Consider the following 14,387-nt stretch of genomic DNA (forward strand, 5'->3'; position numbering starts at 1 on the left):
ACCTCTTGGGGCGCGACCGTGAAGTCAAGGGAGCGTCTCCCGGACCGGTGGTCCAGAAGCGGACGCCCTTCGGAGCACATCTTCACGACGCAACCTGTTGAACCGACAGGTCTTGGCTAGAGGATGTCTTGACTTGGCCCGGACGCCGCCCTATCTATTTAGAATAATTCTAATGTATCCCTGCTGACTGCGCGGGGACGCGCTGCACGACAGAGACGGGTGAAGTTGGATCATATGGACGAAAGAAGGCGCAATTGCAAGCCTTTCGGCTTCACACGCGCGGGAGCGCGGTGATGGCGGAGGCGCGCGTCCATCTCGACCACAATGCCACATCCCCGCTCCGGCCGGAAGCGCGGGCCGCGCTGATAGCGGCCCTCGACGAGGGCGGCAACCCCTCTTCCGTTCATGCGGACGGGCGCGCGGCCCGCGGGCGCATGGAGGTTGCGCGGACGCGGGTAGCGGCCCTGTGCGGCGCCCCGGCGCGCGGTGTCATGTTCACCTCAGGTGCTACCGAGGCCAATGCGCTGGCGCTGCATCCGTCCTGGGAGATCGCAGGCCGCCCGATGACGTGCGACGTGCTGTTGACGAGCGCCGTCGAGCATCCGGCCGTGTTGCGGGGCCATCGCTTTGCAGACGCGGCCGTCGAGCTGCTGCCGGTGGATGAGGCCGGGCGGCTGGAACTCGATGCGCTTTCCGACCGCCTCGCCGCCCATGCGGCGGCCGGCCGGCGGGCACTGGTGAGCCTGATGGCCGCCAACAACGAGACCGGCGTCATCCAGCCCGTGGCCGAAGCGGCGGAACTCGCCAAGGTTCACGGCGGGTTGATGCATTGCGACGCCGTGCAGGCGGCTGGCCGCCTGCCGCTTGACATGACGGCGCTGGGCCTTGATCTCCTCTCGCTCTCCGCCCACAAGCTCGGCGGGCCGCAGGGCGCTGGCGCGCTGGTGGCGGCGAGCGAGGATACCCGGCCGCTGGTGCCGCTGCTGCGGGGCGGCGGGCAGGAGCGGGGCCGCCGCGGCGGGACGGAGAACGTGCCGGCGGTCGCGGGCTTCGGCGCGGCGGCGGAGGCGGCGCGTCTCGCGCAGCCGCAGGAAGCCATGCGCCTCGCGCACTTGCGCGACCTGCTGGAACAGGAGATTGTCGCCGCCCTTCCGGAAACGGAGGTTGTCGGCGGCGCCGCAGCGCGCGTGCCGAACACGAGTTGCATCGCCTTCGGCGGTTTGAAGGCGGAAACACTGGTGATCGCCCTCGATCTTTCCCACATAGCGGTCAGTGCCGGCTCGGCCTGTTCCTCGGGGAAGGTGGGGTCCTCGCATGTGTTGTCGGCCATGGGGTTCGATGCCGTGCGCGCCGGCGGAGCGATCCGCCTGTCGCTGGGCTGGTCGAGCACCGAACAGGATGTGGAACGGGCGATTGCGGCCTTGCGCCGTGTCGTTCCGCAGGTGAGAAGCCGCTCCCTGAGGGCGGCGTGAGGAACTTGACCCGCGGGCCTTGACCCCGCGCGGGAGAGGAGACGGAAGATGCCAGCAGTCCAGGAGACGGTCGAACGCGTCCGGTCGATCGACGTCGATCAGTACAAGTACGGGTTCGTTACCGATATCGAGAGCGAGAAGGCCCCGAAGGGCCTGAACGAGGACACCGTCCGCTACATCTCGGCCAAGAAGAACGAGCCCGAGTGGATGCTGGAGTGGCGCCTCGACGCCTTCCGCCGCTGGCTGACCATGGAGGAGCCCACCTGGGCCCGCGTCAGCTACCCCAAGATCGATTTCCAGGACTATTATTACTACGCCCAGCCCAAGGCGAAGCCGAAGTCGCTGGACGAGATCGATCCGGAAATCCTCGCCACCTATGACAAGCTCGGCATCCCGCTGCGTGAGCGCGAGGCGCTGCTCGGCATCGAGAGCGGTTCGCGTCCCATCGCGGTGGATGCGGTGTTCGACAGCGTGTCGGTGGCCACCACCTTCAAGGCCGAGCTCGCCAAGGCAGGCGTGATCTTCTGCTCCATCTCGGAAGCCATCCGCGAGCATCCCGATCTGGTGAAGCAGTATCTCGGCTCCGTCGTGCCGGTGTCGGACAATTTCTATGCGACGCTGAACACGGCGGTCTTCTCGGACGGCTCCTTCGTCTATGTGCCGAAGGGCGTGCGCTGCCCCATGGAGCTGTCCACCTACTTCCGCATCAATGAGCGGAATACGGGCCAGTTCGAGCGCACCCTCATCATCGCCGATGAAGGCGCCTATGTGAGCTATCTCGAAGGCTGCACCGCTCCGCAGCGCGACGAGAACCAGCTGCACGCGGCGGTGGTCGAGCTCGTCGCCCTCAAGGATGCCGAGATCAAGTATTCCACCGTCCAGAACTGGTATCCCGGCGACAAGGACGGCAAGGGCGGCATCTACAATTTCGTCACCAAGCGTGGCGACTGCCGCGGTGACAATTCCAAGATCAGCTGGACGCAGGTGGAGACGGGCTCCGCCATCACCTGGAAGTATCCGAGCTGCATCCTGCGCGGCGACAACAGCCAGGGCGAGTTCTACTCCATCGCCATTTCCAACGGCTTCCAGCAGGTGGACAGCGGCACCAAGATGATCCACCTCGGCAAGAACACGTCGAGCCGGATCATCTCCAAGGGCATCGCTGCCGGCCGCTCGGAGAACACCTATCGCGGTCAGGTGACCGCGCACCGCCGGGCCACCGGCGCGCGCAACTTCACCAATTGCGATTCGCTCCTCATCGGCGACAAGTGCGGCGCGCACACCGTGCCTTACATCGAGGCCAAGAACGCCTCCGCCGTGTTCGAGCACGAGGCGACCACCTCCAAGATCTCCGAGGACCAGCTATTCTATTGCATGCAGCGCGGCCTCTCGCAGGAGGAGGCGGTGGCGCTCATCGTCAACGGCTTCGTGAAGGACGTGCTCCAGCAGCTGCCCATGGAGTTCGCCGTCGAGGCCCAGAAGCTGATCTCCGTGAGCCTCGAAGGCTCGGTGGGCTGATTGACCTCATGCCCCGCCGCCGCAGGGCGGGGACCGACATCCGGACGGGACGGCAGGTGCGCGCTGGGACACAAGGCCGCGCACCGCCCCACCGCAACCTAAACAATGGAACACGCCAATGGCTTTGCTCGAGATCAACAACCTGCACGCGTCCATCAATGAGAAGGAGATCCTCAAGGGTCTCGACCTCAAGGTGAATGCGGGCGAAGTCCACGCCATCATGGGGCCGAACGGCTCCGGCAAGTCTACGCTCTCCTATGTCCTCTCCGGCAAGCCGGATTATGAGGTGACGGAGGGCTCCGCCGTGCTCGACGGCGTCGATCTGCTGGAACTCGGCGCCGACGAGCGCGCCGCCGCCGGCCTGTTCCTCGCCTTCCAGTATCCGGTGGAAGTGCCGGGCGTCGCCACCATGACCTTCCTGCGCACGGCCCTGAATGCCCAGCGCAAGGCGCGCGGCGAGGACGAGCTGTCCACGCCGGACTTCCTGCGCATCGTGAAGGAGAAGGCCGGCTTCCTCGGCATCTCGCAGGAGATGCTGCGCCGGGGCGTGAACGTCGGCTTCTCGGGCGGCGAGAAGAAGCGGAACGAGATCCTCCAGATGGCCCTGCTGGAGCCGAAGGTGGCGATCCTCGACGAGACCGATTCCGGCCTCGACATCGACGCTCTCAAGATCGTCTCCGAGGGCGTCAACGCTCTGCGCTCGAAGGATCGCGCCATGGTGGTCATCACCCACTATCAGCGTCTTCTGGACCACATCGTGCCGGACTTCGTGCATGTGATGCACAAGGGCCGCATCGTGCGCTCCGGCGGCAAGGAACTTGCGCTGGAGCTCGAAGCCTCGGGCTATGCGGCCTACGGCCAGGACGCGGCGTGAGGAACACGGCCATGAACGTCGTCACCCCCCTGCGCACGGCCGCCGAGCAGGCGCTCGCCGCCGCCGTGGAGCAGCGCCTTCAGAGCCAGCCCGTCGCGGGCCGGATCGGAGAGCTGCGCCGCGCCGCCGCCACCGCCTTCACCGAGGGTGGTCTCCCCACCCGCCGGGTGGAGGAATGGAAGTACACCGACCTCAAGGCGATCCTGCGCGATGCCGTGCCGCTGGCCGGCCCGCTGGATGCCTCCGCCGAGGCGGAAGGCTCCTTCAAGGCGCTCACCGTGCCCGGCGCCAAGCGCATCCTGTTCGTGAACGGCGCGCTGGCGCGCCCGGCCTCGGACCTGCTGGCGCTGGAAAGCGGCATCGCGGCGCTGCCGCTCGAAAGCGCGATCGCGTCCAACGACCCGCTCGCTGAGCGCATCGGGGCGCTCCAGCCTCAGCGCTATGACGCGCCGCTCGCCCTCAACACCGTCTTCCTCGGCGAGGGCCTGCTGGTGCGCGTGGCGGCGGGGGCGAAGATCGCCGCGCCGCTGCACATCGCCAATGTCTTCACCGGCGACGATGCCGCCGCCACTTATGGCCGCGTGGTCGTGGTGGTCGAGGACGGCGCCGAGGTGACGCTGGTGGAGAGCTTCCAGGGCCGCGACGGTGTTGCCTACCAGACCAACACCGCGCTGGAACTGGTCGTGGGCGACGGCGCCCATGTGGACCTCGTGCGCGTGCAGGAGGAGGGCGACGCCGCCCTTCACCTGTCCACCATCATGGTGGAGATCGGCCGCGAGGCGCAGCTGCACACCTTCACCCTCAACAGCGGCGCCAAGGCCTCCCGCACCAGCCTCTACGGCCGGTTCGGCGGCCAGCATTCCCATGCCGGCCTGCGTGGCGCGAACCTGCTGAAGGGCAAGCAGCATCAGGACACGACCCTGCTGCTCGACCATGCGGTGCCCCATTGCGAGAGCCGCGAGCTCTTCAAGACGGTGCTGGCGGACGAGAGCCATGGCGTCTTCCAGGGCAAGATCGTGGTGCGCCCCGACGCCCAGAAGACCGATGGCCGGATGATGAGCCGCGCCCTGCTGTTGGGCGAGACCGCCGAGATGGACAACAAGCCCGAGCTTGAGATCTTCGCCGACGACGTGCAGTGCGGCCACGGCGCCACGGCGGGCGATCTCGATGAGGACCTGCTGTTCTATCTCAAGGCCCGCGGCATTCCGCAGAAGCAGGCGGAGGCCCTGCTGGTGCAGGCCTTCGTGGGCGAGGCCATCGAGTTCGTGGAGAACGATGCCCTGCGCGAGCTGATCATTGCCCGCGCCGAGACCTGGCTCGCCAAACGCGCCTGACGCACGGGCGCCACGGCTCTGACCGTGGCGCTCCCTTCGGCCGGCGGAACGGGCCGGATGGTCCTGCGCAGACCGACGCGCGCTCGTGTCGCGGCCGCCGCAGGCGTTATCCCGCGCGGTGCTGCCATCTGGAACGTACCGCGTTCGTATTTCCTGAGCTAAGGCGGAGTGGCCCGCTTCGATGGTCTCAAGCCCGGCGGGGCGGCTCCGGATAAGGACATTGCCGATGACCAAGGGCCATCCCGCCGTGTTGGACGGCGCCTATGACGTGGAGAAGGTGCGTGCGGACTTTCCCGCGCTCGCCCTCGAAGTCCACGGCCACCCGCTCACCTATCTGGACAATGCGGCTTCCGCCCAGAAGCCGGTGCAGGTGCTGGAGCGCATGCGCCACGCCTATGAGGCGGAATATTCCAACGTCCATCGCGGCCTGCACTATCTCGCCAACGCCATGACGGAAGCCTTCGAGGGCGCCCGCGAGAGCGCCCGGCGCTTCCTCAATGCGGCTTCGCAGGACGAGATCATCTTCACCCGCTCCGGCACCGGCTCCATCAATCTGGTGGCGAACTCGCTCGGGCAGTCCATCGGGGAGGGGGATGAGATCATCCTCTCCATCATGGAGCACCACTCCAACATCGTGCCCTGGCACTTCCTGCGCGAGCGCAAGGGCGCGGTCATCAAGTGGGCGCCGGTGCGCGAGGACGGGTCGTTCGACTTCGAGGCGTTCGAACAGCTGCTGACGCCGCGCACCAAGATCGTCGCCATCACCCACATGTCCAACGTGCTCGGCACGGTGACGCCCATCAAGGAGATCGTCCGCGCCGCCCATGCGGTAGGCGCCAAGGTGGTGGTGGACGGCTGCCAGGCCTCCGTTCACCTGCCCGTGGACGTGCGCGACCTAGACGTCGATTTCTATGCCGTCACCGGCCACAAGCTCTATGGGCCCACCGGCATCGGCCTGCTCTATGGCAAGCGGGCGCTGCTTGCCGAAATGCCGCCCTATGAGGGCGGCGGCGAGATGATCCGCGAGGTGGAGGAAGGCCGCGTCACCTATGCCGAGCCGCCCCATCGCTTCGAGGCGGGCACGCCGCCTATCGTGCAGGCCATCGGCCTCGGCGCGGCGCTGGACTATATGGACCTCATCGGCCGGGAGGCGATTGCCGCCCATGAACATGACCTCTCGGTCTATGCCCACCAGCAGCTCGGCGCCCTGAACAGCCTGCGCATCATCGGCACCGCGAAGGACAAGGGCGCCATCGTCGCCTTCGAGATGAAGGGCGCCCACCCCCACGATGTGGCGACCGTCATCGACCGGTACGGTGTTGCCGTCCGCGCGGGCACCCATTGCGCTCAGCCGCTTTTGGCCCGATATGGCACCACAGCGACGTGCCGCGCATCCTTCGCGCTCTACAATACGCGCAGTGACGTGGACCGCCTCGTGGCGGCCCTCCTCAAGGCGCAGGATTTGTTCTCATGACCGATACTGTGGCCAACGATACGCCCAACGCGCCCGCGATTTCCTCCGGGATCCCGGAGGCGGAACTGACGCGCCTGACCGATGAGATCGTCGGCGCGCTCAAGTCCGTCTACGACCCGGAAATCCCGGTCGACATCTATGAGCTCGGCCTCATCTACAAGGTGGATATCGCCGACGACCGCACCGTGGCCGTCGAGATGACGCTGACGACGCCCAACTGCCCCTCGGCCGCCGAGCTTCCCGGCATGGTGGAGAGTGCGGTGGCCGCCGTGCCCGGCATTGCGGACGTGAAGGTGGACATCACCTTCGATCCCCCGTGGGACCAGGGTCGCATGTCCGAAGAGGCACGCGCGACTCTGAACCTCTGGTGAGGGGGTGAGCACCGCCCCGCCGCTGGGGTCGGTCGTCGAGACGGGCCTCTATGTGGAGGATCTCGACCGCGCGGCCGGCTTCTACGAGGGCGTGCTGGGTCTCTCGCCCATGCTGGCGGACGAGCGCTTCCGCGCTTATCCGCTGGAGCGCACGGTGCTGCTGCTGTTCAAGCGCGGCACGGCGCTGGAGACCATCCATCTGCCCGGCGGAACCATTCCGCCCCACGACGGCGCCGGGCGGCTGCATTTCGCGCTCTCGGTTGCGGCTTCGGACATTGAACCCTGGCGGGCGCACCTTGCCCATCACGGCGTCGCCATCGAGGGCGAGACGCGCTGGCCGAAAGGCGGGCACAGCCTCTATGTGCGCGATCCGGACGGCCATCTGCTGGAATTGGTGAGCCCCGGCGTCTGGTCGAATTACTGACGCCCCTGGGTGCGGAGCAGCCCGGCACCAGCCGAAGCTGCCACCTTGTCCCTTGCCGCCCGCCCGGAGCAGGCCCATCTTGGTAGATGAGAAGCGTATCCGCCGGCCTTGAACCGGTGTGGTTCGGAGAGAAGTTCATGGCCCCACGTCCCCGTCCCGCTGTCATGCGCATCACGGAAGCCGCTGCTGCCCGCGTGCGCCAGATCATGGCCCGCACCGATCCGCCGCCGGTGGCGGTACGTGTCGGCGTGAAGAATGGCGGCTGCGCCGGCATGTCCTACACCATGGACTATGCCACCGAGATCCTGCCTACCGACGAGGTGGTGGAGGACAAGGGCGTGAAGGTCATCATCGATCCCAAGGCCGTGCTGTTCCTGCTGGGCACGGAGATGGACTTCAAGACCGACAAGCTGGCGTCCCAGTTCGTGTTCAACAATCCGAACCAGACGTCCGCCTGCGGCTGCGGCGAGTCGGTGGCCATCACCCCCGCCAAGGAAGACGCGCTCTCCCTCTGAGGGCGGACAGCGGTCTCTCCTTCCCGACCCGCGCACGTGCAGGCTTCCCCTGCGGGAGCCTGTATGGCAGATGTGCTGACGTGAAACGGCAACCGCAGCCTGCATGGCTGAACGGGGCCGCACGTGGAGAGCGGCGCTGCGGTGGCTTTATGTCGCGTGCAGTGCGCTCGGGCCGGGGAGCTGCACATGACGCCGTCTTTCGTCGGCGCGATCCTGTCGTCGCGCGCTTTCTTCATCTTTGCCCGTGTCGTCTTCACCTTCATCTTCTGGGGGGCGGGCATCGGCAAGATCGTCGATTATCAGGGCACGCTGGCGGAGATGGCGCACTTCGGCCTCAATCCGCCGCAGGTTTGGGCGCCGCTGGTCATCGTCACCCTGCTGGTGGGATCGGCGCTCATCATCGTCAACCGCTTCGCCTGGCTCGGCTGCGGCATGCTCGCGGTGTTCGTGGCGCTGACGATCCCGATCGCGCATCCCTTCTGGACGCTGCCCGAGCCGGAAGCGACCTATCACTTCCACACGTTCGCCGAGCACGTCACCGTCATCGGAGCGCTGATGATCGCCGCCATTCTCTGCGCCGGGGCGCCGCGCACGGGGCGGCTGCTGCCGACGGGCGGCTGAGGGGACGGCCCAACCCTCAAAGGGTGTGGGTTTCCACCGGCGCGGATGCCGGAGGGGCGTTTTCTCGCGCCGGGAACCCTTCTATGGTGCCTGCGCGTGCGGACGTGGCGAAATCGGTAGACGCAAGGCACTTAAAATGCCTCGCCTTCTGGGCGTGCGGGTTCGAGTCCCGCCGTCCGCACCACCTGCCACGCATTGCGCGTCTGAACCGGTCCGTTGGGGCGGCGTCGGACGAAATCGGCATCCTCAGTCCCCATGCGATGTGCTGATGCCCACCGCATCAAATTTGCCGGCTATCGGCGACTGAGGAGAATCGCTCGAAAGTTCTGCACGTCGGCAGGCTGGTCTTTGCAAGCGCCGGTGGGCTGATTGGCAGCGTTCACGAAGGGGCGATCCCCATCGTCGCTAATGACAAGGATATTCTCGCCCTTGGCGTCGGCGATAAGCGCTTCCGGGTGGAAGTGGCTGATTTTCGCGAAGATGGCCGACGCGCCTCTGATGGGGCTGGGAGAGCCCTTGCCTGGACCTTGCCAACTGTAAAGATCAAAATCTCCCTTGTCGCCGCTGGGCCCCGCGACAATGAGAAATTCGCCACGGGCGGATATGTACTCGATGCTGCGTATACCCCGCCCACCAAGGTCTACCTGGTAAGGCGTTTCAAATTGGGGAACAGCGCCCTTCACGACCTCTTCCGGGTTCTTCAGGCGTACAAGAAGGGCATTCCCTCCGAGCTTAGGGTTGCGCAGCCCGATCAGCAGGGATTTGCCATCCTCGCCAGCGGACAGGCCTTCAATGTTGAGACCGTTCTGTTCGGGAGCGAGATTTTGATCGCCCGCGTCATTGCCAATCGCCGCAGCAACGGCCGGGGAAATTGCAGCCAGAGACTTCAGCAGGCTGACACTCTCTCCAAGTTGGGAGATGCGGAGACCGTTTTGCCCATTCAGCTCAAATTTCGTTGCGAAGAACTGATGACGGGCTGGTCTGACTTCACCTTTGCTGTTTCGACCATGCGATGCGATCCAGAACACTATATCGCCAAGTCTGGCCGCACCTTCCAGATCGGCAGAGCCGCTCCTCGCGAGCGTGAAAGGCGGGTCTGTGGTGACCGGTGCGATGGGCGGAGACTTTCCACCTTTTCCGCCCGAAGGATCAATAGGATAGGCGTAGAGCTGGTTTTTTTCATCGTTTGCTACGACGAAAGCGGAAAAATCATCGGGCTTCAGCGCCACGGCGGCAGAAGCGTCGCAATAGCCCTTAAAGACCGCGATATCGCCGATCAGTTCGACGTCTGCTGACGCGGCCGGAATGGAAACGGCAATTATCAAGCCCGAAAGGGCCATGCGGCTGAAAAAATGCATGAGCAATTCCTATCGTGAATATTAATTCACCGATCATCGCGTCTCGCATGGATGTCGTCAAATATAATGGGCGCATAAAATGCGCGAAACATTATTATTGAATACGGTATATTGGGTGCCTCTGGGCGGTGTTGTTACTCGCGCTTTTGCTGCCTTCGGCAAAAAAGCGCACAATCGAACAGAAAATTGGTGCCGGGATGTCGGATCCCGGCACTCGCGCTGCCCTCAGTGCATCCCGCTCAGGCGGCGCGCTGGAGAGGATAGGGCTCGACGCCGGGCTCGGCCGGCTTCTGCGCCGCAGACAGCAGCTTGGTCTGGATCAGGCTGGCGATCTCCAGCCATTCCGTGTTCCACGCCATAGCGGACTGCTGGAGGAAGGCGAGTTCCTTCGAGGCCAGATTGGCCGGGCCGTCCTCTCGGGAAAGGTCGGTGAACAGGTTGAGCTGCGCCTGAACCTGGCCGGCCGTGAATTTCTGCAGGTGCGTCGCGACCTCGAGAGGGGTTTCCACCCAGAAGCTCTGCACCGCCGACATGGGCCACGCGAGCGGGCCGGCACCGGGATGAAGCTTCAGCAGGTTCTGCTGGAAAGCGCGCAGGTTGTCCTGCCACTGGTTGGTGAAAGCGAAAGCGTCACTCATGGCCATCCTCCTCACGCGAGACGGCGAGGTTAACACATCCCGACGGGCGCGGGTTGCGGAGGATCAATTTATTTCGCCGTTTGTTACAGTGTGAGCCAAAATCGCGAGCGGTTGCTTACTGGCATTCTGTATTTCCGGCAACTGCATTGCCGACGATTGAATTCGTGAAGTAAGCAAGCCTGCGTAATTTTACCGAGTTGCGGTTCCGCCTCCGCTGTCCATCTAAGAGGCAGGCGCGCTCACGGGCCTGTGCCGTTCCCGGCAGTGGCGGGGAGACGCGCGGCAAGGGAGATGAGACATGACCGGGCTTCCCCATGGTTTCAAGGAAGTGCGGCTGGAACTGGCACGCGAGAAGGATCATCCGGAAGGCGCGCGCAATTTCGGCTATGTCTTCGTGGCGCCGCTCGATGCCAATGGCCAGATCGACCACGATCAATGGGCCGCCCATCGCGACGCGTGCCGGGTGGTGCGCTTTCGCCCCGACGAGACCGACGAGAAGGGGCATCTCGTGCGCAAGCCGGGCGGCAGCTGGGCCTTCCGCTATGACATCACCGGCGATGACGAGGACGAGGCCGGCTATCGCTTCAATGACGAACGGTTCGTCGTCGGCGAATATGTCTCGCTGAAGGAGGAAGAGGCGTTCCATACCTTCCGCGTGGTGTCGGTCGAGCCGGTGTGAGCGTGCCTGTCTGATCCCTGCCGGCGCGCTCGGCCCAGCGCGGTGGCTGGGCCGAGGCAGTTGTTTTGAAAATCAATAGCTCTTGTATTCCGAGGTGCCGCCGGAGAGGGCGAACTCCTCCTCCGGCGAGAGCACCAGCTTGTGCCGGCCGTGCAGGGCGAAATAGGCGATGCCGATGGCGAACCAGATGGCGACGCCGATGACGCCGGCGCGGTAGGTCGGATCGGAGAGCTGGAAGTAGATGGTCACGAGCGCTATGAGGATGGTGGCCACCGCGCCCGGAATGCCGAAGGGGCTGGTATAAGGCCGTTCCACATGGGGCATGTTCCGGCGCATGCGGATGAAGGACACGGCCTGCATCACATAGGAGAGCATGGCGCCGAACACCGCCATGTTGAGCAGCGTGCCGCCGATGGCCGCCGATCCCGCATCCGCCCCCAGTGAGAACCAGATCACCAGCATGATGACGAGGCCGACCACGGCGCCCGCCGCCATGGCCACGTGCGGGGTCTTGCGCGAGCCGTGGGTGACGGACAGGCCGCGCGGGAAGTAGCCGGCCCGGGAGAGCGAATAGATCTGCCGGCCCTGCGCATAGATGATGGTGTGGAAGGAGGCGATGAGGCCGATCACCGCCACCAGCGCCAGCAGCTGCGCGATGCCGGTGCCATAGATGGCCTTGAAGCCGTCCAGCAGCGGCTCGGTGGAGGTGGAGAGGCCGAAGGCGCCGTTCGCCACCGAGGAATTGAGCCACAGGATCATGAAGGCCGAGACGATGAGCGTCGCCATGCCGGCGATGATGCCGCGCGGCATGTCGGTCTTGGGATCAACGGATTCCTCCGCTGCCAGCGGCAGTTGCTCGATGGCGAGGAACAGCCACACGGCGAACGGCATGGCCGCCAGCGCGCCGCCGATGCCGAAGGGCAGGAAGGGGCCGCCGCCGTTTGGCAGCTCCACCGCCGTGCCGTCCTCCCCCACGCCCATGTTGAGCGCCCAGCGGGAGAAGTTCATCACCGGCAGCGCCGAGACCCAGAAGGCGACGAGGCAGGCGAGCGCCGCCAGCGTCACCACCAGCGTGACACGGAAGGAGAGCTCGACGCCCACCACGTTCAGCCCGACGAAGATGATGTAGCCGAAAATCCAGTAGACCGGCTGGAATGACGTTGGTGTGCCGAAGATGGAGCCCATATAGGCGCCGATGAAGGACACTACGACCGCCGGCGTGATGACATATTCCACATTCTCGCACAGGCCGGTGACGAAGCCGCCCCACGGCCCCATGGTGGTGCGTGCGAAGGAATAGGCCGCGCCCGTGTGCGGCAGGGCCGCGGACATTTCGGCGATGGAGAAGGTGAGGCCGAGATACATGACGGCGATGATGACGGCGGCGATGAACATGCCGCCCCAGCCGCCGGAGGCGATGCCGAGGTTCCAGCCGGAGAAATGGCCGGAAATGACCGCCCCGACGCCCAGCGCCCAGAGGGACCAGACACGGGCGTGGCGCTTCAGCTTGCGCTGCTCGAAATAGGCGGTGTCGACCGTGGTGTAGCTGATGCCGGATGACGATTTGGACAGGCTACTGTCGCTCATGGCAGGTCTCCATTCGTACCGGCCGCCGCAATGAAAGAGCACCGCGCGCCGGAGGCGACGGCACTCCTGGCGGGGAGGCAGAAGATCTCAGGCAAGTTCCATGCCCGATGGAACGTGTGTTGTCATGAAACTGTCATGACGGCATCACCATACAGTTGTAAGATATTCATCTTGTCCGTCCTCCGGCCGTCCTGGCCAGCGTGAGCTCAGCCGTGAACAAACAGGACCTGTACAGCGTCATCGCCGAGCTCCTTGACAGCATCGACGTCGCCATCTGCGTATTCGATCGAGAGGATCATACCCTTTTGTGGAACGCGACGTTTCTGCATTTTTTTCCAGAGCATGCGGGACGCGTTCACCCTGGGGAATCCTATCGCGCGAATCTTGAACGCTTCTACCTGGGACGTCTGCCGCAGGAAGAGCGCGACAGCATCGAGCGCTATATTGACGAGGGCGTGGATCGCCATCGCCAGCAGACACGCCCTTTCACCTTCACGCACCGGGGGCGATACCTGCGCGTGGGCTCCCTGCCGCTCCCGGACGGCGACCGCATCCGCGTCTGGCAGGAAATGGGGCGCGACATCGGGCAGGTGGAGAACCCCACCGGCTGGACGGAATTTCCCATCGATCTGCTCGAATATCTGGCAGATGGCGCGATGGTGCTCGACAAGCATGACCGCATCATCGCCACCAACCGCGAGTTCCGCATCCTCTATGACGTGGACCCTGAGCGCTCGGTGATCGGCTGCACGCTCCATGAACTGGTGCAGGAGAGCTGGGTGCGGGCCGGTGCACCGGAGCGGGCGCGCCAGTTCAACATGCTGGAGCGGATGCGCTTCGCCGGTGTACCGTTCGAGGTGGAACTGCCCGGTGGCCGCTGGCGCCGGGTGATCGCCCATCGCACGGCCCGCGGCATCGGCTACTTCACCCATTCCGACATCACGCCGCTGAAGCAGGCGGTGAGCGACCTCTCCGCCATCGCCGCCACCGACAGCCTCACGGGTCTCGCCAACCGCCGCCACTTCGACCAGGTCTTCGATGAGGAATGGCGCCGCCGCCAGCGCGACGGCACGCTCATCGGCCTGCTTCTGATCGACGTGGACCATTTCAAGCAAGTCAATGATCAGTACGGTCACATGGTGGGGGATGCCTGCCTGCGGCGGGTGGCGCACGTGATCCGTGGGGCGCTCCTGCGCTCCGGCGACGTGGCGGCGCGCCATGGCGGCGAGGAATTCGCGGTCCTCCTGCCCGATACCGGCCTTTCCGGCGCGCAGGCGGTGGCGCGGCGCATCCGGGCAGCGCTCGCGCAGGAGGACTGGCAGGCCACCCATCCTGACCTTCGCGCCATCACCACCAGCATCGGCATCTGCGCCGGCCCGCCGGCCAGCGGTGCGACCGTCAGTGATTTCGTGCGCTGCGCCGACGCCGCCCTCTATCGCGCCAAGAATGACGGGCGCGACCGCGTGATGGAGAGCCTGCTGACGCCGCTGGAAGGCGGCAGCGTCTCGCTCTAGGACCGCAG

General features: G+C 65.3%; 14 protein-coding genes and 1 tRNA gene. 12 read left to right on the plus strand and 3 right to left on the minus strand.

Annotated features, from left to right (window positions below; translation table 11 throughout):
- Nucleotides 1–293: 293 nt before the first annotated feature.
- The 10 genes from DFO45_RS02995 (at nucleotide 294) to DFO45_RS03040 (ending at nucleotide 8,787) form a co-directional block, all read left to right on the plus strand.
- Nucleotides 294–1,472 carry a cysteine desulfurase family protein gene (locus tag DFO45_RS02995; protein WP_133863677.1) on the plus strand — a complete coding sequence of 393 codons (1,179 nt, stop codon included), beginning with the start codon at nucleotides 294–296 and terminating at the stop codon, nucleotides 1,470–1,472.
- A gap of 48 nt (nucleotides 1,473–1,520) precedes the next feature.
- Nucleotides 1,521–2,990: a Fe-S cluster assembly protein SufB gene (gene sufB, locus DFO45_RS03000; protein WP_133863678.1), complete on the plus strand. Its 1,470-nt coding sequence runs from the start codon at nucleotides 1,521–1,523 to the stop codon at nucleotides 2,988–2,990.
- A gap of 118 nt (nucleotides 2,991–3,108) precedes the next feature.
- Complete coding sequence (gene sufC / locus DFO45_RS03005) at nucleotides 3,109–3,864, plus strand: Fe-S cluster assembly ATPase SufC (RefSeq protein WP_133863679.1); 756 nt, start codon at nucleotides 3,109–3,111, stop codon at nucleotides 3,862–3,864.
- Nucleotides 3,865–3,875: 11 nt separating this feature from the next.
- Nucleotides 3,876–5,198 carry a Fe-S cluster assembly protein SufD gene (sufD, locus tag DFO45_RS03010; RefSeq protein ID WP_133863680.1) on the plus strand — a complete coding sequence of 441 codons (1,323 nt, stop codon included), beginning with the start codon at nucleotides 3,876–3,878 and terminating at the stop codon, nucleotides 5,196–5,198.
- A 226-nt stretch (nucleotides 5,199–5,424) separates the two neighbouring features.
- Nucleotides 5,425–6,672, plus strand: coding sequence for a cysteine desulfurase (locus DFO45_RS03015; RefSeq protein ID WP_133863681.1), 1,248 nt, complete (start codon nucleotides 5,425–5,427; stop codon nucleotides 6,670–6,672).
- A complete protein-coding gene (locus DFO45_RS03020) occupies nucleotides 6,669–7,043 on the plus strand; it encodes an SUF system Fe-S cluster assembly protein (protein WP_012172134.1) in 375 nt (124 codons plus the stop codon). Before DFO45_RS03015 ends, DFO45_RS03020 begins: the two co-directional genes overlap by 4 nt.
- 4 nt (nucleotides 7,044–7,047) lie before the next feature.
- Nucleotides 7,048–7,467, plus strand: coding sequence for a VOC family protein (locus tag DFO45_RS03025; RefSeq protein ID WP_133863682.1), 420 nt, complete (start codon nucleotides 7,048–7,050; stop codon nucleotides 7,465–7,467).
- Nucleotides 7,468–7,604: 137 nt separating this feature from the next.
- Nucleotides 7,605–7,982, plus strand: a complete 378-nt coding sequence (locus tag DFO45_RS03030) for an iron-sulfur cluster assembly accessory protein (protein WP_043879587.1) — start codon at nucleotides 7,605–7,607, stop codon at nucleotides 7,980–7,982.
- A 186-nt stretch (nucleotides 7,983–8,168) separates the two neighbouring features.
- Nucleotides 8,169–8,603 (plus strand): DoxX family protein, encoded by a 435-nt coding sequence (locus DFO45_RS03035; protein ID WP_133863683.1) that lies wholly within the window; start codon nucleotides 8,169–8,171, stop codon nucleotides 8,601–8,603.
- Between the two features lie 98 nt (nucleotides 8,604–8,701).
- A tRNA-Leu gene (locus DFO45_RS03040) sits at nucleotides 8,702–8,787 on the plus strand.
- A gap of 109 nt (nucleotides 8,788–8,896) precedes the next feature.
- On the opposite strand, the gene DFO45_RS03045 is transcribed toward DFO45_RS03040, so the two are convergent.
- Complete coding sequence (locus DFO45_RS03045; protein WP_133863684.1) at nucleotides 8,897–9,961, minus strand: DUF3616 domain-containing protein; 1,065 nt, start codon at nucleotides 9,959–9,961, stop codon at nucleotides 8,897–8,899.
- A gap of 239 nt (nucleotides 9,962–10,200) precedes the next feature.
- Nucleotides 10,201–10,599, minus strand: a complete 399-nt coding sequence (locus DFO45_RS03050) for a hypothetical protein (RefSeq protein WP_043879568.1) — start codon at nucleotides 10,597–10,599, stop codon at nucleotides 10,201–10,203.
- A gap of 298 nt (nucleotides 10,600–10,897) precedes the next feature.
- Between DFO45_RS03050 and DFO45_RS03055 the strand changes: the two genes are divergently transcribed.
- Complete coding sequence (locus DFO45_RS03055; RefSeq protein ID WP_012172091.1) at nucleotides 10,898–11,278, plus strand: hypothetical protein; 381 nt, start codon at nucleotides 10,898–10,900, stop codon at nucleotides 11,276–11,278.
- A gap of 72 nt (nucleotides 11,279–11,350) precedes the next feature.
- On the opposite strand, the gene DFO45_RS03060 is transcribed toward DFO45_RS03055, so the two are convergent.
- On the minus strand, nucleotides 11,351–12,865 hold the full coding sequence (locus DFO45_RS03060; protein WP_133863685.1) for an amino acid permease: 1,515 nt from the start codon (nucleotides 12,863–12,865) through the stop codon (nucleotides 11,351–11,353).
- A gap of 212 nt (nucleotides 12,866–13,077) precedes the next feature.
- Here DFO45_RS03060 and DFO45_RS03070 point away from each other — a divergent pair, with 212 nt between their 5' ends.
- On the plus strand, nucleotides 13,078–14,379 hold the full coding sequence (locus tag DFO45_RS03070) for a sensor domain-containing diguanylate cyclase (RefSeq protein WP_166657035.1): 1,302 nt from the start codon (nucleotides 13,078–13,080) through the stop codon (nucleotides 14,377–14,379).
- Nucleotides 14,380–14,387: the final 8 nt, after the last annotated feature.

This window comes from Azorhizobium sp. AG788 (genome assembly GCF_004364705.1).
Taxonomy (GTDB): Bacteria; Pseudomonadota; Alphaproteobacteria; order Rhizobiales; family Xanthobacteraceae; genus Azorhizobium; species Azorhizobium caulinodans.